This is a genomic window from Maricaulis sp. (assembly GCF_017642925.1).
Classification (GTDB): Bacteria; Pseudomonadota; Alphaproteobacteria; order Caulobacterales; family Maricaulaceae; genus Maricaulis.
The window spans coordinates 76502-97783 of record NZ_JAEPOL010000001.1; the positions used below are offsets into that span (position 1 = coordinate 76502).

22 protein-coding genes are annotated in these 21282 nt (G+C 66.4%); 10 read left to right on the forward strand and 12 right to left on the reverse strand.

Annotated elements, in window-relative coordinates; all coding sequences use genetic code 11:
* Window positions 1-96: 96 nt before the first annotated feature.
* The 5 genes from JJ918_RS00355 to rsmI all read right to left on the reverse strand — a co-directional run bounded on the left by JJ918_RS00355 (window position 97) and on the right by rsmI (window position 4813).
* On the reverse strand, window positions 97-1632 hold the full coding sequence (locus JJ918_RS00355) for a YifB family Mg chelatase-like AAA ATPase (protein WP_291881816.1): 1536 nt from the start codon (window positions 1630-1632) through the stop codon (window positions 97-99).
* Window positions 1633-1816: 184 nt separating this feature from the next.
* Window positions 1817-2785 carry a glutathione synthase gene (gene gshB / locus JJ918_RS00360; protein WP_291881819.1) on the reverse strand — a complete coding sequence of 323 codons (969 nt, stop codon included), beginning with the start codon at window positions 2783-2785 and terminating at the stop codon, window positions 1817-1819.
* Window positions 2785-3444, reverse strand: a complete 660-nt coding sequence (locus JJ918_RS00365) for a BON domain-containing protein (RefSeq protein WP_291881822.1) — start codon at window positions 3442-3444, stop codon at window positions 2785-2787. The genes gshB and JJ918_RS00365 overlap by 1 nt, the downstream gene beginning before the upstream one ends.
* A 92-nt stretch (window positions 3445-3536) precedes the next feature.
* Window positions 3537-3923: a YraN family protein gene (locus JJ918_RS00370; protein WP_291881824.1), complete on the reverse strand. Its 387-nt coding sequence runs from the start codon at window positions 3921-3923 to the stop codon at window positions 3537-3539.
* Window positions 3920-4813, reverse strand: coding sequence for a 16S rRNA (cytidine(1402)-2'-O)-methyltransferase (gene rsmI, locus JJ918_RS00375; RefSeq protein WP_291881826.1), 894 nt, complete (start codon window positions 4811-4813; stop codon window positions 3920-3922). The genes JJ918_RS00370 and rsmI overlap by 4 nt, the downstream gene beginning before the upstream one ends.
* A 43-nt stretch (window positions 4814-4856) precedes the next feature.
* Between rsmI and JJ918_RS00380 the strand changes: the two genes are divergently transcribed.
* Window positions 4857-6155 carry a penicillin-binding protein activator gene (locus tag JJ918_RS00380; RefSeq protein WP_291881828.1) on the forward strand — a complete coding sequence of 433 codons (1299 nt, stop codon included), beginning with the start codon at window positions 4857-4859 and terminating at the stop codon, window positions 6153-6155.
* Here JJ918_RS00380 and hemW read toward each other — a convergent pair.
* Together hemW and rdgB are read right to left on the reverse strand one after the other, a co-directional pair.
* Window positions 6152-7315: a radical SAM family heme chaperone HemW gene (hemW, locus tag JJ918_RS00385; protein ID WP_291881831.1), complete on the reverse strand. Its 1164-nt coding sequence runs from the start codon at window positions 7313-7315 to the stop codon at window positions 6152-6154. The two genes, JJ918_RS00380 and hemW, sit on opposite strands and share 4 nt — an antisense overlap.
* Entirely contained in the window at window positions 7312-7908 is a 597-nt protein-coding gene (gene rdgB, locus JJ918_RS00390; RefSeq protein WP_291881834.1) for an RdgB/HAM1 family non-canonical purine NTP pyrophosphatase, read from the reverse strand. Before rdgB ends, hemW begins: the two co-directional genes overlap by 4 nt.
* 379 nt (window positions 7909-8287) lie before the next feature.
* Here rdgB and JJ918_RS00395 point away from each other — a divergent pair, with 379 nt between their 5' ends.
* Both JJ918_RS00395 and JJ918_RS00400 read left to right on the forward strand, forming a co-directional pair.
* Window positions 8288-8836 (forward strand): DUF2975 domain-containing protein, encoded by a 549-nt coding sequence (locus tag JJ918_RS00395; protein WP_291881837.1) that lies wholly within the window; start codon window positions 8288-8290, stop codon window positions 8834-8836.
* A 13-nt stretch (window positions 8837-8849) separates the two neighbouring features.
* Complete coding sequence (locus JJ918_RS00400; RefSeq protein ID WP_271187999.1) at window positions 8850-9086, forward strand: helix-turn-helix transcriptional regulator; 237 nt, start codon at window positions 8850-8852, stop codon at window positions 9084-9086.
* Between the two features lie 355 nt (window positions 9087-9441).
* Here JJ918_RS00400 and rph read toward each other — a convergent pair whose 3' ends face one another.
* Window positions 9442-10158: a ribonuclease PH gene (gene rph, locus JJ918_RS00405; protein ID WP_291881842.1), complete on the reverse strand. Its 717-nt coding sequence runs from the start codon at window positions 10156-10158 to the stop codon at window positions 9442-9444.
* Window positions 10159-10285: 127 nt separating this feature from the next.
* Here rph and hrcA point away from each other — a divergent pair, with 127 nt between their 5' ends.
* The 4 genes from hrcA (at window position 10286) to JJ918_RS00425 (ending at window position 14651) form a co-directional block, all read left to right on the forward strand.
* Window positions 10286-11356 carry a heat-inducible transcriptional repressor HrcA gene (gene hrcA / locus JJ918_RS00410; protein WP_271188001.1) on the forward strand — a complete coding sequence of 357 codons (1071 nt, stop codon included), beginning with the start codon at window positions 10286-10288 and terminating at the stop codon, window positions 11354-11356.
* Between the two features lie 12 nt (window positions 11357-11368).
* Window positions 11369-12016, forward strand: coding sequence for a nucleotide exchange factor GrpE (gene grpE / locus JJ918_RS00415; protein ID WP_291881846.1), 648 nt, complete (start codon window positions 11369-11371; stop codon window positions 12014-12016).
* A gap of 106 nt (window positions 12017-12122) precedes the next feature.
* Window positions 12123-13649: an FMN-binding glutamate synthase family protein gene (locus JJ918_RS00420; protein ID WP_367277614.1), complete on the forward strand. Its 1527-nt coding sequence runs from the start codon at window positions 12123-12125 to the stop codon at window positions 13647-13649.
* Between the two features lie 84 nt (window positions 13650-13733).
* Window positions 13734-14651, forward strand: coding sequence for a hypothetical protein (locus tag JJ918_RS00425; protein ID WP_291881851.1), 918 nt, complete (start codon window positions 13734-13736; stop codon window positions 14649-14651).
* A gap of 32 nt (window positions 14652-14683) precedes the next feature.
* Here JJ918_RS00425 and JJ918_RS00430 read toward each other — a convergent pair whose 3' ends face one another.
* The 4 genes from JJ918_RS00430 to JJ918_RS00445 form a co-directional block, all read right to left on the reverse strand.
* Window positions 14684-15031: a glycine zipper domain-containing protein gene (locus JJ918_RS00430; RefSeq protein WP_291881854.1), complete on the reverse strand. Its 348-nt coding sequence runs from the start codon at window positions 15029-15031 to the stop codon at window positions 14684-14686.
* A 196-nt stretch (window positions 15032-15227) separates the two neighbouring features.
* On the reverse strand, window positions 15228-15575 hold the full coding sequence (locus JJ918_RS00435) for a YMGG-like glycine zipper-containing protein (RefSeq protein ID WP_271188007.1): 348 nt from the start codon (window positions 15573-15575) through the stop codon (window positions 15228-15230).
* Window positions 15576-15671: 96 nt separating this feature from the next.
* On the reverse strand, window positions 15672-16310 hold the full coding sequence (locus JJ918_RS00440) for an alpha-ketoglutarate-dependent dioxygenase AlkB (RefSeq protein WP_291881856.1): 639 nt from the start codon (window positions 16308-16310) through the stop codon (window positions 15672-15674).
* Between the two features lie 121 nt (window positions 16311-16431).
* Window positions 16432-16860: a hypothetical protein gene (locus JJ918_RS00445; RefSeq protein ID WP_291881859.1), complete on the reverse strand. Its 429-nt coding sequence runs from the start codon at window positions 16858-16860 to the stop codon at window positions 16432-16434.
* A gap of 358 nt (window positions 16861-17218) precedes the next feature.
* Here JJ918_RS00445 and dnaK point away from each other — a divergent pair, with 358 nt between their 5' ends.
* The 3 genes from dnaK to dnaJ all read left to right on the forward strand — a co-directional run bounded on the left by dnaK (window position 17219) and on the right by dnaJ (window position 21250).
* Window positions 17219-19132 (forward strand): molecular chaperone DnaK, encoded by a 1914-nt coding sequence (dnaK, locus tag JJ918_RS00450; RefSeq protein ID WP_291881862.1) that lies wholly within the window; start codon window positions 17219-17221, stop codon window positions 19130-19132.
* A gap of 67 nt (window positions 19133-19199) precedes the next feature.
* Window positions 19200-20063, forward strand: coding sequence for an FkbM family methyltransferase (locus tag JJ918_RS00455; RefSeq protein ID WP_291881864.1), 864 nt, complete (start codon window positions 19200-19202; stop codon window positions 20061-20063).
* Entirely contained in the window at window positions 20063-21250 is a 1188-nt protein-coding gene (gene dnaJ, locus JJ918_RS00460; protein WP_291881867.1) for a molecular chaperone DnaJ, read from the forward strand. The genes JJ918_RS00455 and dnaJ overlap by 1 nt, the downstream gene beginning before the upstream one ends.
* The last annotated feature ends 32 nt before the right edge of the window (window positions 21251-21282 follow it).

Consider the following 21282-nt stretch of genomic DNA (forward strand, 5'->3'; position numbering starts at 1 on the left):
GCCCGGGCCTCCGGAGCCCGGTTTTGATGTCCTATTCACGGCTCTGTCCCAGACCGGCCAGCGGACGCACCGCAGGGCCCTGCACGGGCATGCCTCCTATTGCGCCGCCAGTACCGCACCGGATGACATCTGCGTCGCCTCGAACAGGCCGCGCCGGCAGGCCAGCGCTTCGGCAATATGGATGCGGCGTACGCCCTCCTGGCCTTCCAGATCGGCAATGGTCCGGGCGACGCGCAAGACGCGGTGATAGGAGCGGGCGGTGAGATTGTGCGCCGTCGCCGCCTCGTTGAGCAGAGCCTCGCCCGGCCGGTCCGGCGTTGCGACATGGTCGAGAATATCGGTTGGCAGATGGGCGTTGAGATAGCCGCGCGCCGCCTGGATCTCGCGAGCCCGGGCGACACGCCGGGCAGCTTCGGCGGTGCCTTCGGCCGGCGGCGGGAGGGCCAGATCGGCCGGCGTGACGGCCGGGACGTGGATCTGGAGGTCGATCCGGTCGAGCATCGGACCGGAGATGCGGGCCTGATAATCACGCGCGCAGCGCGGACCGCGGCGGCAGCCCTGCCCGCCATCCCCGCCACCGCCACAGCGGCAGGGATTCATGGCAGCGACGAGCTGAAAACGCGCCGGATAGGCGATATGGGCATTGGCTCGGGCGACGGTGATCGAGCCGGTTTCCAGTGGCTGGCGTAGACTGTCTAGCACCTGGGGATGAAATTCCGGCAGTTCGTCGAGAAACAGCACGCCGCGATGGGCGAGCGAAGCCTCGCCCGGCCGGGCGCGCATGCCCCCGCCGACCATCGCCGCCATCGAAGCGGAATGATGCGGCGAGCGGAAGGGACGGGTGCGTGTCAGGCGCCCGCGCTCGAGCAGGCCCGCAACCGAGTGGATCATCGAGACGTCGAGCAATTCTTCCGGCGCCAGCGCTGGTAGGAGGCCCGGCAGGCGCTCGGCCATCATCGACTTGCCGGAACCGGGCGGCCCCACCATCAGGAGATTGTGGTGACCGGCGGCAGCGATCTCCAGCGCGCGCTTGGCCGCTTCCTGACCGCGGACCTGGGCGAGGTCCGGCCCCGTGCCGGCATCGAGCAATTCGCCCGGCACCGGACGGGCAAGCACCTGGGTGCCCTTGAAGTGATTGATCAGCTGGATCAGCGTCGCCGGTGCCAGGATGGCCAGATCGCCCCCGGCCCAGGCCGCTTCGGCACCGCAGGCGTCCGGACAGATCAGCGACAGGCCGGCCGCGTTGGCAGCAACGGCGGCCGGCAGCGCCCCCGGCGCCGAGCGGATTCGCGCATCGGCTCCCAGCTCGCCGAACACCAGATGCCCCTCGACAGCATCCTTGGGCAGTATGCCCATTTCCGCGAGCACGCTGACGGCGATCGGCAGGTCGAAATGCGCCCCTTCCTTGGGGCGGTCGGCCGGCGCGAGATTGACGATCAACCGCTTGGACGGCAGCGACAGGCCCAGCGCCGCAAATGCCGCACGCACCCGCTCGCGGCTTTCCGTGACCGCCTTGTCGCCCAGACCGACGACGGAAAAGATCGGTTGCTGACCGCCCGCTACCTGGACTTGTACGTCAACCAGGCCCGCTTCAGCCCCGTCGAACGCCACCGATGTCGTTCGCGCTGCCATGCTTTCTCCCTGACGTACCGGGAAATAGAATCGACGAGCAGCCGCATGTGTCGCACAATGCCGCTCACCGGGCCTTTCTGCCACGATCGCACAGCGACCGTTCTAAAGGCCCATCATGACAGGGTTTTCCACAGACCCTGTCCACACCCGGATCAAAACAGGAACACAGAGTGAACGAAGACAATCAACACGTCAAGCGTGTATTATAGATGGCCAGCCGTTTTTCGACGCAGTCCCAGAAAATGGCGCAGGTATCGATGCCGGAGAAACGCTTGAGCTCCTGTACGCCGGTCGGCGAGGTGACGTTGATCTCCGTCATCCGCCCGCCGATCACATCGATCCCGACCAGGACCAGGTCCCGCTCGCGCAGGACCGGGCCAATCGCGGCACAGATCGCACGGTCGGCATCATCGAGTTCGGAAGCCTCAGCCACACCGCCGACATGCATGTTCGAACGGGTCTCGCCCTTCTGCGGCACGCGATTGATCGCGCCCACGGGCTCGCCATCGATGAGAAGGACGCGCTTGTCGCCCTTCTCGACGGCCGGCAGGAAGGCTTGGGCGACAACGGGTTCACGCGACTGGGCAAAGAACATTTCCAGCAGCGAGGAGAAATTGCCGTCGCCGGGGCGCAGCCGGAACACGCCGGCGCCGCCATTGCCGTAGAGCGGCTTGATGATGATGTCGGAATGGGTGTCGCGGAAGGCCCGCAGCGCGCCGATATCGCGCGAGATCAGCGTCGGCGGGATCAGGTCCGGAAACAGCAGCGGCATGATCTTTTCCGGGCTGGAGCGCACCCAGGCCGGGTCGTTCAGCACCAGGGTCCGCCCCTTGAGGAATTCCAGGATGTGGGCGGCGGTCTGGTAGGCCATGTCGAAGGGCGGATCCTGGCGCATCAGGACGACATCGACATCCTCGGCCAGGTCCAGCATGACGGGTTCGCCAAGATCGGCATGATTGCCCTGCTCGTGCCGTACGGTCACCGGACGCGCCCGTGCCAGCACACGGCCCTGCAGCCAGACAAGCTGGTCGGGATGGTAGACGAAGAGCTCGGCACCACGGGCCTGGGCTTCTTCCATCAGGGCGAACGTGGTGTCTGCATCCACATTCACCGTCTCGATCGGGTCCATCTGGACCGCAACGCGCATGGTCATCAACGTGTCTCCGGGGCGCCCAGCAATTGCGGACCGGAGTTAGGGGTTTCCGCCGCCGGATCAAGAGCCGGGCGGGCTTCCCCCTCACACACTTCCGCGCGGCGCTCGCCGCGGGCAGGCAGATCGGTGGGCACACCATCGATGCGCACATAGGTGATCACTTCTTCCACCCCCTCGACCAGCGAGGCATGGCTGGACGCGCGCTCGAGCTCGGCCCGGTTGCGGGCAACGCCGAGCAGGTAGACATGGCCGGCGCGGGTCTCGACATTGAAATTGATCGAGCGGATGTTGCGGTCGGCGGCCAGGCGCGCATTCACCCGCGCCGTGATCTGGCCGTCGCGGACCCGGTTGCGGAAACCGTCGCCCGGACCGACCTCCAGCTCGTTGGCCACATTGCGCACAGCGACCGACGACCAGGCCAGGCATTCCGCCATGCGCCTGTCGGCCTCGCGCGGCACGGCGCCGGTCAGAAGGGCAATCCCCTCGGTGACCTCCACATCGACGCCATCGAGTGCATAGCCCTCGGTGCGCAGCATCGCCGCCTTGATCGAGACGGAGGCATTCGTGTCGTCCAGCTGGCGGCCGATGGAGCGCTCTTCCTGCACCGTTGAACAGGCGGTCAGCAGGGCGAGGGCAGGCAGGGCCAGAATGCGGAACATGGGGACGCTCTCCAGTCGAATCGTGCGGTTCACTCTACGCGATGGGACGCGCAAGACCACGTCCCGGTTCCCGGCCCATGTGCAGAGAAGCGTCAGATCAGGCTGACCGCGCCATCGCCGGGGACCCAGGCCGCACGATGATGCACCGGAAGCCGCCCCGGCGCGACCAGAAACAGATCGTACCGCACGAACAGCCGCCGGAAGCGCGCATCGTGCCGGGCGAGCCACAGGCTGGCGGCCCGTTCGATGCGCTGGCGCTGGCGCGGACCGACGGAGTCGCGCGCCTCGGCGACCGACGGGCGCAGCTTGACCTCGATGAAGGTGATGTACTCGCCGCGGCAGGCGACAAGATCGACCTCGCCGGCCGGCGTACGGGCGCGGCGGTCGAGCAGGCGATAGCCTTTTGCCGCCAGCCAGGCCATGGCCAGCCATTCCGCCCAGCGGCCGCGAGCCTCCGCTGCCTGCCGGGCCCGGCTCACCCCTTGTCCCGCAGCGCCAGGGCGCGGGCATAGACATCGCGTTTGGCCCAGCCGGACTGGGCGGCGATCTCGGCCGCGGCATCCTTGACCCGCATCTCCGCGAGCACGCGTTTCAGCGCCGCATCGATGCGCGCCTCGTCCCAGCCGGTCTCGCTGGGCGGGCCGATCACGATCACCACCTCGCCGCGCGGCGGACCGGCCTCGGCATAGTGTTCCGCCAGTCCGGCGAGCGTGCCGCGGCGGGCTTCCTCATGCAGCTTGGTCAGTTCGCGGCAGACGGCCGCCGGCCGGTCACCCAGCACTTTTGCCATGCTCGCCAGGGAGGCCGGCAGGCGGGAAGCGCCTTCATAGACAACCAGACTGCCCGGCGACCGGCCCATTTCCGCCAGCCAGGTCTCGCGGGCTCCGGTCTTGGGCGGCGGAAAACCGGCAAAGGTGAAACAGTCGGTCGGCAGGCCGGCAATGGTCAGCGCCGCCAGAACGGCAGACGCGCCGGGGATCGCGATCACTTTGTGGCCGGCCGCAATAACCTCGCGCGCCAGCTTGAAGCCGGGATCGGAGACGAGGGGCGTGCCGGCATCGGAGACCAGCGCGATCCGCTTTCCCGCCTCCAGCGCAGCCAGGATGTGCGGCCGGACCTTCTCGCCATTATGGTCGTGATAGGGCTGCAGTTCGGCCCGGATACCGTAGGCGTCGAGCAAGCGGCGGGAGACGCGGGTGTCCTCGGCCAGAACGCTATCGGCAGCAGCGAGCACGTCGAGGGCGCGCAGGGTGATGTCGCGCAGATTCCCGATCGGGGTGGAAACCAGGTAGAGACCGGGCTCCAGTGCTTGCCCCTTTCCACCCGGCCAGATAGCTTCGCGAGAAATTTCATCGGGTAGTCCGCTCATGCCGTCCGTCATTTTTTCGCGTTTTCATTCCTGTCTTTCCAGCATGACACAAAGCGCGGGCTTGCGCGCCTTCGCTGTCATCGGCCTTGTCGGCTTCGCCGCAGCGGCCTGCAGCACCACGCCGCCGCCCCCGCCGCCGGTCCAGCAACCGCCCGTCACCCAGCCGGAACCGGAGCCCAAGCCGGAGCCTGAACCCGAGCCGGAAGTGCGCACCGGGCTTATCCCGCCGCACATGGCCGATCGCGATCTCGTTCGCGTCGCCATCCTGCTGCCCTTCTCGGCCGAGAATGCCGGCGCCCGCACCGAGGCCCTGCGCCTCTTGCGCGCCGCAGAACTGGCGCTGTTCGAGCGCGGCAGTGGCAATCTCCTGATGATTCCCAAGGATACCCAGGGCACGCCCGAGGGCGCCCGCGCCGCCGCCATGGCGGCCGCCGGCGACGGTGCCGACATGATTATCGGCCCGCTGTTCGGCCCGGCTGTTTCCGGTGCCGCCTCGATTGCCCGCCAGGCCAATATTCCGGTCATCGCCTTCACCACGGACACGACGGTGGCGGGCGATGGCGTCTATCTGATGAGCTTCCCGCCGGAGATCGAGGTCGAACGAATTGTCGAATACGCCGCCCGCCAGGGCGTTGAACGTTTTGCCTATCTGGGTCCGCAGGACCGTTATGGCATGGCGGTCTATGATGCCCTGCAGAACAGTGCCGGGCTGAATGGCGGCTATGTCGCCGCGGATTCCTTCTATACCGGCGATGTCGAAGCCATGGCGCGCGCGTCGGCGCGCCTGGCCAGCGGTGTCTTCGAACCGCTCACTCCGGAAGAAGCACTCGAGCTGCAACGCCAGGAATGGGTGCCGGATCCCGATGCCGCTTTCCAGGCCGTGATCCTGCCCGAGGGCAGCACGCGCCTGCGCGCCCTGGGCCCGCTGCTGGTCTCGCAGAATGTCGACCCGCTGGTCGTGCGCTTCCTGGGCACCGGCCTGTGGAACGATCCGGAACTGCTGCGCGAACCGGCGCTGCATGGCGGCTGGTTTGCCGGCCCCGACCAGGCCGCCCGCGAGCGCTTCGAGACGGCCTATCGCGACGCCTATGACAGTCCGCCCTCGCGCATCGCCAGCCTGGCCTATGACGCGATGGCCCTGGCCGCACACCTCGATGGCGGCGAGCGCGGCTTCTCGCGCGCGGCGATCGAGGAAGAGCAGGGCTTCATGGGGGCAGACGGTCTGTTCCGTTTCCGCTCTGACGGGATGATCGAGCGCGGTCTGGCGATCTTCGAGATCCGCCCGCGCGGTCTGCGCGAGATCGAACCCGCACCCCTGAGCTTCGAACCGCAGGCCTTCTAGGGTACGAGTTCGCCGGAAACCCTGTCGGCCAGAAGACGGCCGGCGGCGGTCAGGCGTATCCGCGAACCGGCCTGTTCCACCATGCCCTGGCGCACCATGCGCGCCAGACCGTCCGGGTTGACCCCGCCGCCGGTAGTGGCGTGCAGATGGTGGATGTCCAGCCCGTCTGCCAGGCGCATCCCCATCAGGATGCGTTCGGCGATCTCGTCCGCGACCGCAAGCGCTTCCTCGCCCGCAATGCCGCTGCCGGTCCCTGCGACACGGCGGATATAATCGGCCGGGCGCCGGGCCGCTTCTGTCGCCGCTCGCCCGCCCGCGCTGGCGCGTCCGATACGGCCATGGGCCCCCGGGCCGATACCGATCCAGTCGCCGCCCTCCCAGTAGAGCCGGTTGTGAACCGACTGGTCGGCGCGGCTGCGGGCATGATTGGAGATTTCATAGCCTTCAAACCCGGCGTCCGCGCACAGGCTTTCGGTCAGTTCGTAGAGGTCGGCGGCAAAGTCCGGCGGCGCGTCCAGCTGTTCGCCGCGGCCGGCGCGCTTTCCGAAGGCCGTACCCGGCTCGATGGTCAGCTGGTAGGGCGAGATATGCCCGACACCGCTGGCCAGCGCCTCGCCGAGCTCGGCTGCCCAGTCATCCGCCGTCTGGCCGGCGCGGGCATAGATCATGTCGAGCGAGACACGGGCGAAATCGCGCTGGGCGGCGTCGATCGCCCGGCGCGCCAGTGAGGCGTCATGGTCCCGGCCGAGCGAGACCAGTGCCTGATCGTCAAAGCTCTGCACGCCCAGCGACAGCCGGTTGATGCCCGCCGAGGCCAAGCCGGAAAATCCGTCGATATCCTTGGGATTGGCTTCCAGACCGATTTCCGCGCCGCCGGCGAAGCCCCACAGACGCTCTGCCTCACCGATCACGGCGGCGAGCTGCTGCGGGGTCATCAGGGATGGCGTGCCGCCGCCGAAATGCAGGCTGGCGAGCGGCCGGGCGCCGGTGCGGGTGCGCCAGTGCGCCATATCGGCCAGCATGGCCGCCAGAAGCGCCTCGTCATCGCCCTTCGGCCGGTAGACGTTGAAGTCGCAATAGGGACAGATACGGGCACAATAGGGCCAGTGCACATACAGCCCCAGCGCATTGCCGAGGCCGGAGGCCGGCCCGTCACTCACGATCCGAATTCCGCTGCGATCATCGCGGCCAGGGCGCGGGCGCGATGGCTGAGTTCGCGTTTTTCCTCCGGCGCCATCTCGCCGAAGGTGCGGCTCTCGCCCGCCGGGCAGAAGACCGGGTCATAGCCGAAACCGCCCGTGCCGCGCGGCGGCCAGACGATGGTTCCAGCCACCTCACCGCGATAATGGCTGATCGATCCGTCAGGCCGGGCGAGGGCAATCACGCTGACAAAGCGCGCCGTACGGTCCGCCGCCTCGCCCAGTTCGTCATGGACCCGCTGCATGGCCCGGCCGAAATCGCGGGGCTCGCCGGCCCAGCGGGCCGAATAGATGCCGGGCGCTCCGTCCAGCGCATCGACGGCCAGTCCGGAATCGTCCGCCAGGCAGACAAGCCCCGTCGCCTCGCACGCGGCACGCGCTTTCAGCGCAGCATTACCCTCGAATGTCGGCTCGGTTTCTTCGGGTTCAGGAAGCTCGAGTTCGGCAGCGCTTTTCAGGGCGATCCCGCGGGGTAGGAGAATGTCCCGCAACTCCTTGATCTTGCCCGCATTATGGCTTGCGAGAACCCAGGTTTCACCGTCTGAAATCACCATTATTCCGGTCCTCTTTTATCGCCTTTCGAAAAATTCATATCGAAAAACGATATTTTTCGCTTGCGCACCCGCCGCCTCTCGTTTATCGATAAACAACAAGGACGGGAGACACCGTCCCGCGTACCACGAATGACAACGGTAATTGGTCAGATTAAAGCAGAAAGGAAACAGTCAAATGGTCAGGTCCGGAAATTCGAGCATGCAGGTCGTCGCGTCCATCGCGGTCAATGCCATGCTGCTGATCTCGGTTGCCGCCGGCGCGTTCTACGCGATTGCACCGGTTGCTGCATGATTGCTACTGACGGGTGAGGCCTGACGGGCGGACGCGCCGCTCACAGGCCTCATTCGCAAGCCGCATTGCCTATGGGAAGGGGCGGGCATGAAAACACTGGGCCAAGGATCGCTCGCATCCATTGTGAAGATCATCCTGGATGTCGTCTGGTATCTGGGCTGGGTCCTGCTGAGTTTCGCCGCGCTGGTCCTTCTGGCAGCCGCTGCCACGCTCGTCATGGATTTCCTCGGCTATTCGCCGGGTGTTGTAACAGAGCTTTTCCAGTCGATCCGCGAACACGGATGGCTTTTCCCGCTGCTGGTCACCGAGATTATCGCCTTCATGATCGTGATCGACCGGCTGCGCCGCATTTCCTCGACCCTGATCGCGGGGGACCCCTTTGTGCCGGAAAATGCCGGACACCTGCGGGTCATTGCGATCGCCATCGCCGGCTACCAGGTTCTGCGTCACGTCACGCAGGGGGCCGTTGCGATGCTGCTGACCATCATGGACCAGCCCGTTCTGGGCGGTCTGGAACTCACGGCGACGGCGAATATCGACCTGGGCGCCTGGTTTGCGGTGGCAGCGCTGCTGGTACTCGCGGAGATCTTCCGCGAAGGTGCGAAAATGCGCCAAGAACAGAAACTCACGATTTAGGGAGGCGCCTTTCATGCCCATTCGCGTCACCCTGGACCGTATGCTCCTCGAGCGCCGCATGTCGCTGACCGAATTGTGCGACCGTGTCGGCATCACCATGGCCAACCTGTCCATCCTCAAGACGGGCAAGGCCAAGGCCGTGCGCTTCTCCACGCTGGAGGCGCTGTGCCGCGAACTCGACTGCCAGCCGGGCGACCTGCTGAGCTTCGATGATGACGAGGATGAAGACGGGCGCGACGCCGCCGAATAGGCGCGGGCGTTCCTGGCAGAACACGAAACTTCGCCGTCCCTCATACCGGCGAAGCAGACGGCGGGGGTGGGCCTGCACGGAAGACCCTCCCTCACGGAAGGGGCCCTTCCCAAGGAGCCCGTGCGGGCCATTTCCAGCCCCCCAGCGCACTCCCGCCGTCTGTCTCTATGCTCGCAAGTCGCAGCAATTTCTGCAGGATAACGCGGCCGGCCGCGCTGGCAAGCGCGTTGACGCCACGCACCGCTTCCCCCGGACCCCGTTCCGGGGCCTGGAATCTGCCTGCGATTATCGCTTCACGGAACCGACGGCAGGCCCCGGAATGCGCTGTGCGCCGCCGGAGAAAGCCCGACTGGCGTTAGCCCTTCAACGCCGCCAGCTGTGCCGCGCACAGGTCGGTCACACCCGCTTTAGCCAGCGCGAAGAGTTCATGGAAATCGCTTTCCGGGATCGGCTTGTCCTCGGCGGTCGCCTGGATCTCGACAATGCCGCCGGTATTGGTGAGGACGAAATTGGCGTCGGCCTCGGCGCGGCGGTCTTCCTCGTATTCCAGATCGAGGCGGGTTTCCCCGTCGATCACGCCACAGGAAATCGCCGCGAGCTGGCCGTGCACCGGATCGGCTTTCAGCAGACCTTCCTCGATCAGATAGCCGGTGGCCTGTTTCAGGGCGACCCAGGCGCCGGTAATGGCCGCCGTGCGGGTGCCGCCATCGGCCTGGATGACATCGCAGTCGACCGTGATCTGGCGTTCGCCCAGGGCCTTGAGGTCGACCACGGCGCGCAGGGAGCGGCCGATCAGACGCTGGATTTCCTGGGTGCGGCCAGACTGTTTGCCGGCCGCCGCTTCGCGGCGTCCGCGGGTGTGCGTGGCACGCGGCAGCATGCCGTATTCCGCCGTCACCCAACCCTTGCCGCCACCGCGCAGCCACGGCGGAACGCTGTCTTCGATGCTCGCCGTGCACAGCACGTGCGTGCCGCCGAAGCGGGCCATGCAGGAGCCTTCGGCATAGACGGAAACACCGGCTTCCAGGCTGATCTCGCGCATTGCGTCGCGGGCGCGTCCGAAGGGTCTCATGCGTCTCTCCACGTCTTGATACCGGCCGCTCCTAGCGGCATGTGCGCATCGCTTCAAGCGCCGCGGCAGGAATGGAAGACAGGATTAGAGAATTGAACCGGCGCAAACCCGCGATTAATTGAGAGGCATGGCTGATACGCGACCCGAATCGACCCTGGCGGCCCTGGACGGACGGATGCGCACGATCTTTCGCGAGATCGTGGAGGCCTATCTGCGCTCCGGCGAGCCGGTCGGCTCGCGCACCCTGTCGCAGACCGGCAATCTGTCGCTGTCGCCGGCCTCGATCCGCAATACCATGTCCGACCTGGCCCAGATGGGCCTTCTGACCGCGCCGCATTCCAGCGCCGGCCGCATGCCGACCCATGCCGGCCTGCGGCTGTTCGTCGACGGGCTGTTGCAGGTCGGCCAGCTGACCGAGGACGAGCGCAAGGCGATCGAGGGCAAGGTGACCCGCTCGGGCCGCACCCAGCAGGACCTTCTCTCGGAAGCCTCCTCCCTGCTGTCGGGCCTGGCGGGCGGGGCCGGCCTCGTTGTCACGCCCAAGCGCGAGGCACCGCTGCGGCATGTCGAATTCGTGCCCCTCTCTCCGCAGGAAGTGCTGGCGGTCCTCGTCTTCGAGGACGGCACGGTGGAGAACCGGCTGATGCGCGCGCCGGACGGCATGCCGCCGGTCACGCTGATCGAGGCGGGCAATTATCTCTCCGCCCGGCTGAAGGGCCGTTCCCTCGCCGAGGCGCGCAAGGCGATCGAGGCCGAGATCGCCCAGCGCCGCTCCCAGCTGGACAGTGCCGCAGAAGACCTGGTCAAGCAGGGCCTGGCCGACTGGTCCGGCGGCTCGGCCGAGCGCGCCCTGATCGTACGCGGCCAGGCGCGGCTGCTGGAAAGCGTCGATGCGGCAGGCGATCTGGAGCGTATCCGCCTGCTGTTCGAGGATATCGAACGCAAGGAGGAGCTGATCACCCTGCTGGACAAGGCCCGAGACGGCGATGGCGTGCGCCTGTTCATCGGCGCCGAGAACCCGCTTTTCAGTCTGTCGGGTTCAAGCGTGATCGTGGCTCCCTATATGAATTCCGACCAGGAAATCATCGGGGCGCTGGGTGTAATTGGCCCCACCCGTTTGAACTATGCGCGTGTTATCCCCCTTGTCGACTACACCGCCCGTGTCGTCGGACAGATCCTCGACGGCACGCGATCTTGAGAGTGAAAGCGAATGAGCGAGACCGAAAACAGCAAGCCTGAAGACAACGGCCAGCCCGAAACGGAAGACGCCGCCGCGACCCCGCAAGCGGGCGCGGAGGACACGGCCGGCGAGACCGGTGCCGATGCGTCGCCGGAAGATGCGATCGTGAAGCTGACGGCCGAGCTGGACTCCATGCGCGACAAGCTGTTGCGCGCCCTGGCCGAGGCCGAGAATACCCGCCGCCGGGCCGAACGCGATGTCGCCGATGCCCGCAGCTATGCGGTATCCAGCTTTGCCAAGGACATGCTGGACGTGTCCGACAATCTGTCGCGGGCGGTCGGCGCCGTCGATCCGGCGACGCTGGACGGCGCACCGGACGCGGTGAAGAACCTCGTGGAAGGCGTGGCGATGACGGAGAAGGCCCTGCTCTCCAAGATGGAGCGGCATGGCGTGAAGAAGGTCGATCCCCAGCCGGGTGACGCCTTCGACCCGCACCGCCACCAGGCCGTCGCCCAGATCCCGTCCGACCAGCCCAATGGCCGCATCGCCTCGGTGATGCAGACCGGTTTCGTCATCGGCGAACGCACCCTGCGCGCTGCCATGGTCGCCGTCTCGGCGGGCAATCCGTCCGGCGATGGCCATGCATCAGGCGGCAACGGCGTCGACGTCACCGCCTGACCGGACAGCGGATCAAACATCACCTGTTTTCACCGCGCCCCCTCGCAAGGGGCGCGGCGGCAGTCCATGATGGCCCCGTCATGAAACAGGATTGAAAATCATGTCGATGCTGCCGCAATGGGCGATGGACGCGCTGAACATCCTGACCCAGCTCTTTGTGCTGGCGCTGGGGGCTGCGGCGCTGGCGATGATCGTCATGTATATCGTTGATCGCGCGCAGACCGCCGACGCGGTGCGCCGCAACTATCCGCTGGTCGGCCGGTTCCGGAACCTGTTCACGACGCTGGGCGAGTTCTTCCGCCAGTATTTCTTCGCCATGGACCGCGAGGAACTGCCGTTCAACCGCGCCGAGCGCGACTGGGTCTACCGATCGGCGCGGGGCGAGGGCGGCACCGTGCCGTTCGGCTCCACCAAGCCGATGGACAAGGTCGGCACGGCGCTTTTCGTCAATTGCGCCTTCCCGCTGCTCGACGATCATGCCGCCGCCACCGAACCCCTGCGCATCGGGCCGCATGCCCGCAAACCCTATGACGCGCCCTCCTTCTTCAATATTTCCGGCATGAGCTATGGCGCGCTGTCGAAACCGGCGGTGCGCGCGCTGTCGCGCGGTGCGGCCAAGGCCGGGATCTGGCTGAATACCGGCGAGGGCGGGCTCTCGCCCTGGCATCTGGAAGGCGGCTGCGACATCGTCTTCCAGATCGGCACCGCCAAGTATGGCGTGCGCAATGCGGAAGGCGGGCTGGACGATCAGCGCCTGCGCGACATGGCCGGTATCGATGCGGTAAAGATGATCGAGCTGAAGCTCTCCCAGGGCGCCAAGCCGGGCAAGGGCGGCATCCTGCCGGCCGAAAAAGTGACGGCAGAAGTCGCGGAAATCCGGGGCATTCCGGTCGGCGAAGCCTCGATCTCACCCAATCGCCACCCCGAATTCGACGATGTCGACGGCCTCCTCGACATGATCGGGCATATCCACGAAGTCACCGGCAAGCCGGTCGGACTGAAGGCGGTGATCGGCGCCTATGGCTGGATCGAGGACATGTGCGAGGCGATCACGCGCCGCGGCACGGAAAGCGCACCCGACTTCTTCACCATCGACAGCGGCGATGGCGGCACCGGCGCAGCGCCGATGGCGCTGATGGACAATGTCGGCCTGACAATCCGCGAAAGCCTGCCCATAGTGGTCGATATTCTCGACCGCTACGGCCTGCGCGGCCGGGTGCGGGTGATCGCGACGGGCAAGCTGCTGCTGCCGGGTGCTGTGGCCTGGGCGCTGGCGGCCGGCGCCGATTTCGTCCAGTGCGGCCGCGGCTTCATGTTCTCGCTGGGCTGTATCCAGGCGATGAAGTGCCACCGCAATACCTGTCCAACCGGGGTCACTACGCACGACAAGCGCCTGCAGCGCGGTCTCGTGGTCACCGACAAGGCCGAACGCGTCGCCCGCTATGCCGACACGATCCGCAGCCATGTCGAGATGATCGCGCATTCCTGCGGTGTCGCCGAGCCGCGGCAATTGCGCCGCAAGCATGTGCGGATCATCCAGGAAAACGGCCGTTCGCTGCCGATGAGCGCGATCGACTTCATGCCGCCGCCCGATGGCCGCAACCGCCCCGGCGACATGCCGTCACAGCCCTGACGAAAGCGTAATCAGCCTTACACGGGCGTGACAGGTCTCGACCGCCAGTTTGACAGAATTGATCTGTTTTTCGGGGGGAATGGCATGCTGGGACTGATCGCACTTCTCGCGCTTGGGGCGCCGCCGGCCGAACCGCTGGCGCTCTACGCCCGGGCCCGCGCGACCATCGAAACCCATGGCGACACACTCTGGCCGGGCTTCGCCGATGCGCCCTTCCGGATGCTGCTGAACGATGGCGAGCGGGAGTTTCTGGTCTGCGGCGATACACCGGACGGGTTCGAACCGGCCGGGACGGATCCCGTGACCGGCTGTTCCCTTGCCGCGCGCGACGCCCGGTTCGGGCCGAACCTGCTGGCCACTTTCCCGCTGTTCGGGGTCAGCACGATCGTGATCGGCACGCCGGAAGAGACCGGACAGAGCCCGCGCGCCTGGCAGCAGACTGTCCTGCACGAGCACATGCACCAGTTCCAGGACACACATCCCGCCGCCAGCTATGCCGCCGTTCAGGCGCTGGACCTGCATGGCGGTGACGAGACCGGCATGTGGATGCTGAACTATCCTTTCGCCTACGACGATCCGGCAACCGCCGAGGCAGGGCGTGCCCTGGCCGATGCGGCCCTGGCAGCGCTCGACGCAGAGCCGGACGGGTTCGACGCGGCCTTCGATGCCTATGCCGCCGCCCGCGCAGCCTTCATCGCCCGCCTGAGCGATGCCGATCATCGCTATTATGAATTCCAGGTCTGGAAAGAGGGGGTTGCGCGCTGGGCCGAGCTGGCGCTGGCCCGCCTTGCGGATGACAGCGACGAGACCGCACGCCAGGAGGCCCGGCTGCGCCAGGAATTGCGCGAACTGTCACTGCCGGACTGGCAGCGCGTCGCCTTCTATGCGCTGGGCTCGGCCGATGCCGAACTGCTCGAACGCCGGGGTGCTGCCTGGCGGGAAGCCTATTTCGACTACCCCTTCCGGCTCGACACCCATTTTGTCTCTGCCGGCGCCCGCTGAACCGGCGCCGGCAAAGACCTGTGTCTGCCAGATTAGCAGGCGCGGTATTCGCCATCCCGCCAGTAGGTACAGCCGTCACGCTCGTCGACATAGTATTCGCGGCGCGCGCGCTCATCGTAATAGAGGCGGGAATGGCTGGGATTGTTCTGGTTCCATGCACAGCCGCCCTGGGACCGGCATCCGGCATAGGCACCCCCCGCCGCACCGATCACGCCGCCGATGATGGCGCCGGTCTCGGCATCGCCGGAGCCGGTATTATTGCCGATAATGGCGCCCGCCGCCGCGCCCAGCGCGCCGCCGGTGATCGCCCCCTGGGTGGTGGCCCCGCAGGCCGTCAGGCCCAGTGCGAGAACACTCACTGCAAACGCTTTCGAGATCATGCTCGTCTCCCTGTCGCACCCGGCACGGTCCGGCCGTCTGCCGGGGCATCGCGAGCGGGTGGAGATGCCATTCTGCCCGCAATTGCATGACTGCGCCATGAACCAACAGGTCGCAGGGCGCACAAAAAACGCCGGGAGCGGAAACTCCCGGCGTTCGACCGGCAAGGGGTACCGGTGATGTCTGTGGCGTTCGGGTTCAGCAGGCGCGGTATTCGCCGTTGCGCCAATAGGTGCAGCCGTCGCGATCGTTGACGTAGTAATACCGGTTGGCGCGGCGATCGAGATAGAGCTGCGAATGGTTGGAATTGCTCTCGTTCCAGCGGCAGCCGCCCTCTTCGCGGCACCCGGAATAGGCACCGGCCGCTGCGCCGACGGCACCGCCGATCAGGGCACCGGTCTGGGCATCGCCCGAGCCGGTATTGTTACCGATAATCGCGCCCGCAGCCGCGCCCATGGCGCCGCCGGCAGCCGCATTTCGCGTGGTGGCACCGCAGGCCGTAACGGTCAGGGCGGCAGCACTGACGATCAGAAGTGTCTTCATCATGGCGTCCAGTCTCCCGTGTATTGTTCGACACCGGATGCAACGCCCGGACGCAGGACCCGTTCCATGGACCGGCGATTTTGCCGGCGCCGCAGGCGCTCAGGCCGGCGTCACCCGCCGCATCGTCAGATTGATGCGTCCACCGCCGGGAAAGACGTCTTCCGGCAAGAGGGTGGACGTGCCCGGATAGATCCGGTCGACACCGTGATAGCTGCGCCGCGAGGCCCCGCCGAGCACCACGACATCGCCCGAGGACAGCACCATGGAGACCGTCTTGCCGCGCCGCGTGGTGCCGCCGATCCGGAAGCGGGCCTTGTCCCCCAGCGAGACCGAGACGACGGCCGCATCGGTCGCCGCCTCGTCGCTGTCGACATGCAGGCCCATGCGGCTGCCCGGCGCATACCAGTTCACCAGGCAGGCTTCCGGCGGCGCGGGATAGCCGGACACGGCATTCCACAGGTCCAGCAATGCTGCCGGCAGGGGCGGCCAGGGGGCGCCGGTTTCCGGATGCGCGGGCTCGTAGCGATAGCCGCGCGCCTGGTCGGTGACCCATCCCAGCGGGCCGAAATTCGTCATCTTCACCGAGAGGGGCTGGCCCGTGCGCGGCATGGAGGGCCGCCAGAAGGGCGCCGTCGCGGCCGCCTCGACGACGGCCGCCATCAGGTCCGACTGGGCCGTCCGGTCGAAATGACCGGGCAGAAAGCGAAAACCGGGCAGAGGCGGGGCGGGCGCGTCCATGCCCCCAACATGGCGCGCCGCAGGCCGCGCTTCCACCCGGAATTCATCCCCCGGCAATCATCCCCTGTCGACCGCCGGCGGGCGCGTTGCTGCGACACCCGCCGGCGGCCGTCCCAAACGCCTAACGCGCGCCGGAACCGGTGAAGTCGAGCCGCATCTCGCCGTTGTTCAGCTGGACATTGCGGGATTCCCGGCGTCCATCGGGATAGATCACCTCGACGAAGGCCTCGGTGTAGACCGTGTTCATGCTGGCCGAGAATTCGCCGGGCGAAGCGACGCCCGGGCGATGACGGGTGATGTGGAAGGTGTGCGTCAGCGGTGTCGTGCCGATGAAGTTCATCGAGGTCGTGTCCCGTCCGGCCGGAATCGAGCCCATCACATCCGTCGAATTGACGCCGACCGAGCGGTGGCCGGTCAGCGACATGTAGACCTCGGCCCCCGGTTCCGGCGTGGTGACGATGAAGGTCTGCTGCGGCAGAATCACCGAACAGGCGGACATAATTAATGAGAGCGCTGCGACAACAGGCAGCATCAGGCGTCTGGCGATCATTCTCCCCCCTCGGGCCGCCGGGCCCTGTCCTTGAAAACCCGTACGGTTTATTGGGGGCTTGCACGGTAGGCCATTCGGCGATCGACGAAGACGCGGGGGATTTTCTGCGGTTCGCGCCGCCGCGACACCCCGTCCCTGCAATGGACGCGTCTGCGGCCTTGCGCTTGCAGTCATCCCTCCCTAAATCGCCCACCAAGCGCGGGGTTATTCCCCGAACATGCGTGAACCACTCCGGTGTCGGCATCACCGGATATTCAATGACGATCCCGAAGGGGACGGTGAACGGCATCCGGTACGCTTGCGACAAGGTCCTGATGCGCCGAACCGGTCCCGCTTGGAAAAAACGGAGAGACGATCAATGAGCAAGGTCATCGGCATCGACCTGGGTACCACCAACTCCTGTGTGGCCGTTATGGAAAACGGACAGGCCAAGGTCATCGAGAATTCCGAAGGCGCGCGGACGACCCCGTCCGTGGTCGCGTTCACCCAGGACGGCGAGCGCCTGATCGGCCAGCCGGCAAAGCGCCAGGCCGTCACCAACCCGGACTACACCTTCTTCGCCATCAAGCGCCTGATCGGCCGCATGATGGACGACCCCACGGTCAAGAAGGACATCGACATGGTGCCCTACAAGATCGTGCCGTCGGACAATAACGACGCCTGGGTGCAGGGCCGCGACAAGAAGTATTCCCCGTCCGAGATTTCCGCCTTCACGCTGCAGAAGATGAAGGAAACCGCGGAAAGCTATCTCGGCGAGAAGGTCGAGAAAGCGGTCATCACCGTCCCGGCCTATTTCGACGACGCCCAGCGCCAGGCCACCAAGGACGCCGGCAAGATTGCCGGTCTTGAAGTCCTGCGCATCATCAACGAGCCGACCGCGGCCGCGCTGGCGTATGGTCTCGACAAGGGCGAGAACAAGACGATCGCCGTGTTCGACCTCGGCGGCGGTACGTTCGACGTCTCCATCCTGGAAATCGGCGACGGTGTCTTCGAAGTGAAGGCCACGAACGGCGACACCTTCCTGGGCGGTGAGGACTTCGACCTGCGTATCGTCGAATACCTCGCAGACGAGTTCAAAAAGGAAAACGGCATCGACCTGAAGCAGGACAAGCTGGCCCTCCAGCGCCTGAAGGAAGAAGCCGAGAAGGCCAAGAAGGAACTCTCCTCGGCCACCTCCTATGAAGTGAACCTGCCCTTCATCACCGCCGATGCCTCGGGTCCCAAACACCTGAACATCAAGCTGTCCCGCGCCAAGCTGGAAGCGCTGGTCGACGATCTGGTCAAGCGCACCCTGGAGCCCTGCAAGAAGGCGCTCAAGGATGCCGGCCTGTCGGCGTCCGACATCGACGATATCGTCCTGGTCGGCGGCATGACCCGCATGCCCAAGGTGCAGGAAGCCGTGAAGGGCTTCTTCGGCAAGGACCCGCACAAGGGTGTGAACCCGGACGAGGTGGTCGCCATGGGTGCCGCCATCCAGGCCGGCGTTCTGCAGGGTGATGTGAAGGACGTGCTGCTGCTCGACGTGACCCCGCTGTCGCTGGGTATCGAGACGCTGGGCGGTGTCTTCACCCGCCTGATCGAGCGCAACACCACGATCCCGACCAAGAAGTCGCAGGTCTTCTCGACCGCCGACGACAACCAGACCGCCGTCACCATCCGGGTTTCCCAGGGTGAGCGCGAGATGGCCGCCGACAACAAGCTGCTGGGCCAGTTCGACCTGGTCGGCATCCCGCCGGCCCCGCGCGGCCTGCCGCAGATCGAGGTCACTTTCGACATCGACGCCAACGGCATCGTCAACGTGTCGGCCAAGGACAAGGCGACCGGCAAGGAACAGGCGATCCGGATCCAGGCATCCGGCGGTCTGTCCGACGACGATATCGAACAGATGGTCAAGGACGCCGAGGCGAATGCCGAGGCTGACAAGAAGAAGAAGGAACTGGCCGAGGCCCATAACGGCGCCGAAGCCATGATCCACCAGACCGAGAAACAGCTCGAGGAGTTCGGCGACAAGGTGCCGGCTGCCGACAAGGAAGCCATTGAAACGGCCCTGTCCGAGCTGAAAGCGGTCAAGGATGGCGAGGATGTCGAAGCCATCCAGCAGAAGACCCAGGCCCTCGTCCAGGCCGCGATGAAGCTGGGTGAGGCGATGTATGCCGCCCAGCAGTCCGAAGGCGCCGAAGGCGGTGAAGCCGCCTCCGAGGAGTCCTCGGACGATGACGTGGTCGACGCGGAGTTCTCCGAAGTCGACGACGAAAACAAGAAGGACGGCTAAGGTCCGGTGATCCGGAGCGGCACGCGTTCACGCGGCCGCTCCGGGCCCGCCGGCCCAGGAGTGCCACATGGCCCGTCCCGACCCGATTTCCGCACCTTTCGGTGCCTTTGCGCTTCCCGAGCTGGCGGAGCGATTCCGGCGCCTCCCCATGTCCCTTCCGCTCGACGGCCTGCGCCGCGGCGCGGAGACCGTGGTGCGGCGGACCCTGATGTCCGGCGGCCGCGACATCGCCGATGTCGAGGTGTTCCCCGGCCAGTTCGCCCGTCTGCACCTGCGCGACAATCGCTGCGAAAAGCGCGTCTTTGCCGGTGCACGCACCTGGGACGATGCGGAACGGGCCGAGATCCGCGCCCGCATTGCCGCCCACAGCGCCGATACCCCCTTCAATTTCGTCGATGCCGGCGCCAATGCCGGTCTCTACACCCTGTCGGTTCTGGCAGACGGAAAGACGCTGGGGCGGCCGGTGACGGTGGTGGCGATCGAGCCGGACACGGAAAACCGGCGGCGGCTGGAATTCAATCTGCGATCGTCGGGCGCCGAAGGCGTGACGGTCGTGCCCTGTGCGCTGGGCGCCGAGGCGGGTGAAGCCCGCATGGTGCAGTCCGGCAGGAACCGGGGCGAAGTGCATGTCGAAACCGGCGGCGAGGGCGACACGGTCGCCATGCGTCCGCTGCAGGCCGTGCTGGAAGAGGCCGGCATTGCGCGCGTCGATGTCATGAAGATCGACATCGAGGGCTATGAGGCTCCGGTTCTGGAGGCTTTCTTTGCCCGGGCGCCGCGCACGCTGTGGCCCGGCATGATCCTGATCGAAACGCGGCACGAGGCCGCGATCCATGACGGCGCCGCGGGCCTGTGTCTTGCACAGGGCTATACGCTGGCGCGGCAGATGCGGCAGAACGCGGTACTGGTTCTGTCCCACGGTAAAGCTTGATGAGTAAACGCGACTATTACGAGACACTCGGTGTCGACCGGACGGCAGACGAAAAGGCGCTGAAGAGCGCCTATCGCAAGCTGGCGATGCAATATCACCCGGACAAGAATCCGGGCGATGCGGAGGCCGAGGCCAAGTTCAAGGAAGTCGGCGAGGCCTATGCCATCCTGTCCGACAAGGACAAGCGCGCCGCCTATGACCGCATGGGCCACGCCGCTTTCGAGCATGGCGGCATGGGCGGCGGCCAGGGCCCGTTCGGCGGTGGCGCCGGCGCGGCCGAGTTTGCCGACATTTTCGAACAGGTCTTCGGCGAAGCCTTCGGCATGGGCGGAATGGGCGGCGGACGCCGGGGCGGCGGACGCAGCCATGGTCCCGCCCGCGGTGCCGATCTGCGCTATGATCTGGAAATCGCGCTGGAAGACGCCTTCAACGGCAAGGAAGCGACCATCAAGGTCCCCACGGCGATGCATTGCGAGCGCTGCGACGGGCAGGGCAATGAGCCGGGTACCGAGCTGGAGACCTGCGGCACCTGTGGCGGCGCCGGCCGGATCCGCCGCTCCCAGGGCTTCTTCACCATGGAACAGACCTGTCCGCATTGCGGCGGGCGCGGCCAGTACGTGAAAACCCCCTGCCAGGACTGCGACGGCGTCGGCCGGGTCCGCAAGACCCGCACGCTGAATGTCACCGTTCCGGCCGGCGTCGAGGACGGTACGCGCATCCGTCTTGCCGGCGAGGGCGAAGCGGGGGCCCGGGGCGGTCCGCGCGGCGATCTCTACATCTTCATTTCCGTCAGGCCGCACGAGATTTTCGAGCGCGACGGACCCAATCTTTACTGCCGCACGCCGGCCTCCATGGTGCAGGCCGCGCTGGGCTGTTCCATCGAAGTGCCGACGATCGAGGGCGGCAAGGCCGAGATGAAAATCCCCGAAGGCGCCCAGACCGGACGCCGCATGCGCCTGCGCGGCAAGGGCATGCCCCGCCTGCGCGGCGGCCCGCGCGGCGACATGATTGTCGAGCTGTTCGTGGAAACCCCGCGCAATCTGTGCGACCGCCAGAAAGAGCTCCTGAAGGAGTTCTGCGATCTCTCCGGCGAGGGCTGCAATCCCGACAGTGCGGGTTTCTTCAACAAGGTCAAACAGTTCTGGGACGATGTGACGACCGATGACGGTCGTCCCAACGCCAACTGATCCACCGCACGCAATCCGCGTGACACCCTGCG

Excerpts from the sequence above, each read along its gene's own strand:
- JJ918_RS00355 (WP_291881816.1), bottom strand. The coding sequence starts at position 1,632 with ATGGCAGCGCGAACGACATCGGTGGCGTTCGACGGGGCTGAAGCGGGC.
- gshB (WP_291881819.1), bottom strand. The coding sequence starts at position 2,785 with ATGACCATGCGCGTTGCGGTCCAGATGGACCCGATCGAGACGGTGAAT.
- JJ918_RS00365 (WP_291881822.1), bottom strand. The coding sequence starts at position 3,444 with ATGTTCCGCATTCTGGCCCTGCCTGCCCTCGCCCTGCTGACCGCCTGT.
- rsmI (WP_291881826.1), bottom strand. The coding sequence starts at position 4,813 with ATGAGCGGACTACCCGATGAAATTTCTCGCGAAGCTATCTGGCCGGGT.
- JJ918_RS00380 (WP_291881828.1), top strand. The coding sequence starts at position 4,857 with ATGACACAAAGCGCGGGCTTGCGCGCCTTCGCTGTCATCGGCCTTGTC.
- rdgB (WP_291881834.1), bottom strand. The coding sequence starts at position 7,908 with ATGGTGATTTCAGACGGTGAAACCTGGGTTCTCGCAAGCCATAATGCG.
- JJ918_RS00395 (WP_291881837.1), top strand. The coding sequence starts at position 8,288 with ATGAAAACACTGGGCCAAGGATCGCTCGCATCCATTGTGAAGATCATC.
- JJ918_RS00400 (WP_271187999.1), top strand. The coding sequence starts at position 8,850 with ATGCCCATTCGCGTCACCCTGGACCGTATGCTCCTCGAGCGCCGCATG.
- rph (WP_291881842.1), bottom strand. The coding sequence starts at position 10,158 with ATGAGACCCTTCGGACGCGCCCGCGACGCAATGCGCGAGATCAGCCTG.
- hrcA (WP_271188001.1), top strand. The coding sequence starts at position 10,286 with ATGGCTGATACGCGACCCGAATCGACCCTGGCGGCCCTGGACGGACGG.
- grpE (WP_291881846.1), top strand. The coding sequence starts at position 11,369 with ATGAGCGAGACCGAAAACAGCAAGCCTGAAGACAACGGCCAGCCCGAA.
- JJ918_RS00420 (WP_367277614.1), top strand. The coding sequence starts at position 12,123 with ATGCTGCCGCAATGGGCGATGGACGCGCTGAACATCCTGACCCAGCTC.
- JJ918_RS00425 (WP_291881851.1), top strand. The coding sequence starts at position 13,734 with ATGCTGGGACTGATCGCACTTCTCGCGCTTGGGGCGCCGCCGGCCGAA.
- JJ918_RS00430 (WP_291881854.1), bottom strand. The coding sequence starts at position 15,031 with ATGATCTCGAAAGCGTTTGCAGTGAGTGTTCTCGCACTGGGCCTGACG.
- JJ918_RS00435 (WP_271188007.1), bottom strand. The coding sequence starts at position 15,575 with ATGATGAAGACACTTCTGATCGTCAGTGCTGCCGCCCTGACCGTTACG.
- JJ918_RS00440 (WP_291881856.1), bottom strand. The coding sequence starts at position 16,310 with ATGGACGCGCCCGCCCCGCCTCTGCCCGGTTTTCGCTTTCTGCCCGGT.
- JJ918_RS00445 (WP_291881859.1), bottom strand. The coding sequence starts at position 16,860 with ATGATCGCCAGACGCCTGATGCTGCCTGTTGTCGCAGCGCTCTCATTA.
- dnaK (WP_291881862.1), top strand. The coding sequence starts at position 17,219 with ATGAGCAAGGTCATCGGCATCGACCTGGGTACCACCAACTCCTGTGTG.
- JJ918_RS00455 (WP_291881864.1), top strand. The coding sequence starts at position 19,200 with ATGGCCCGTCCCGACCCGATTTCCGCACCTTTCGGTGCCTTTGCGCTT.
- dnaJ (WP_291881867.1), top strand. The coding sequence starts at position 20,063 with ATGAGTAAACGCGACTATTACGAGACACTCGGTGTCGACCGGACGGCA.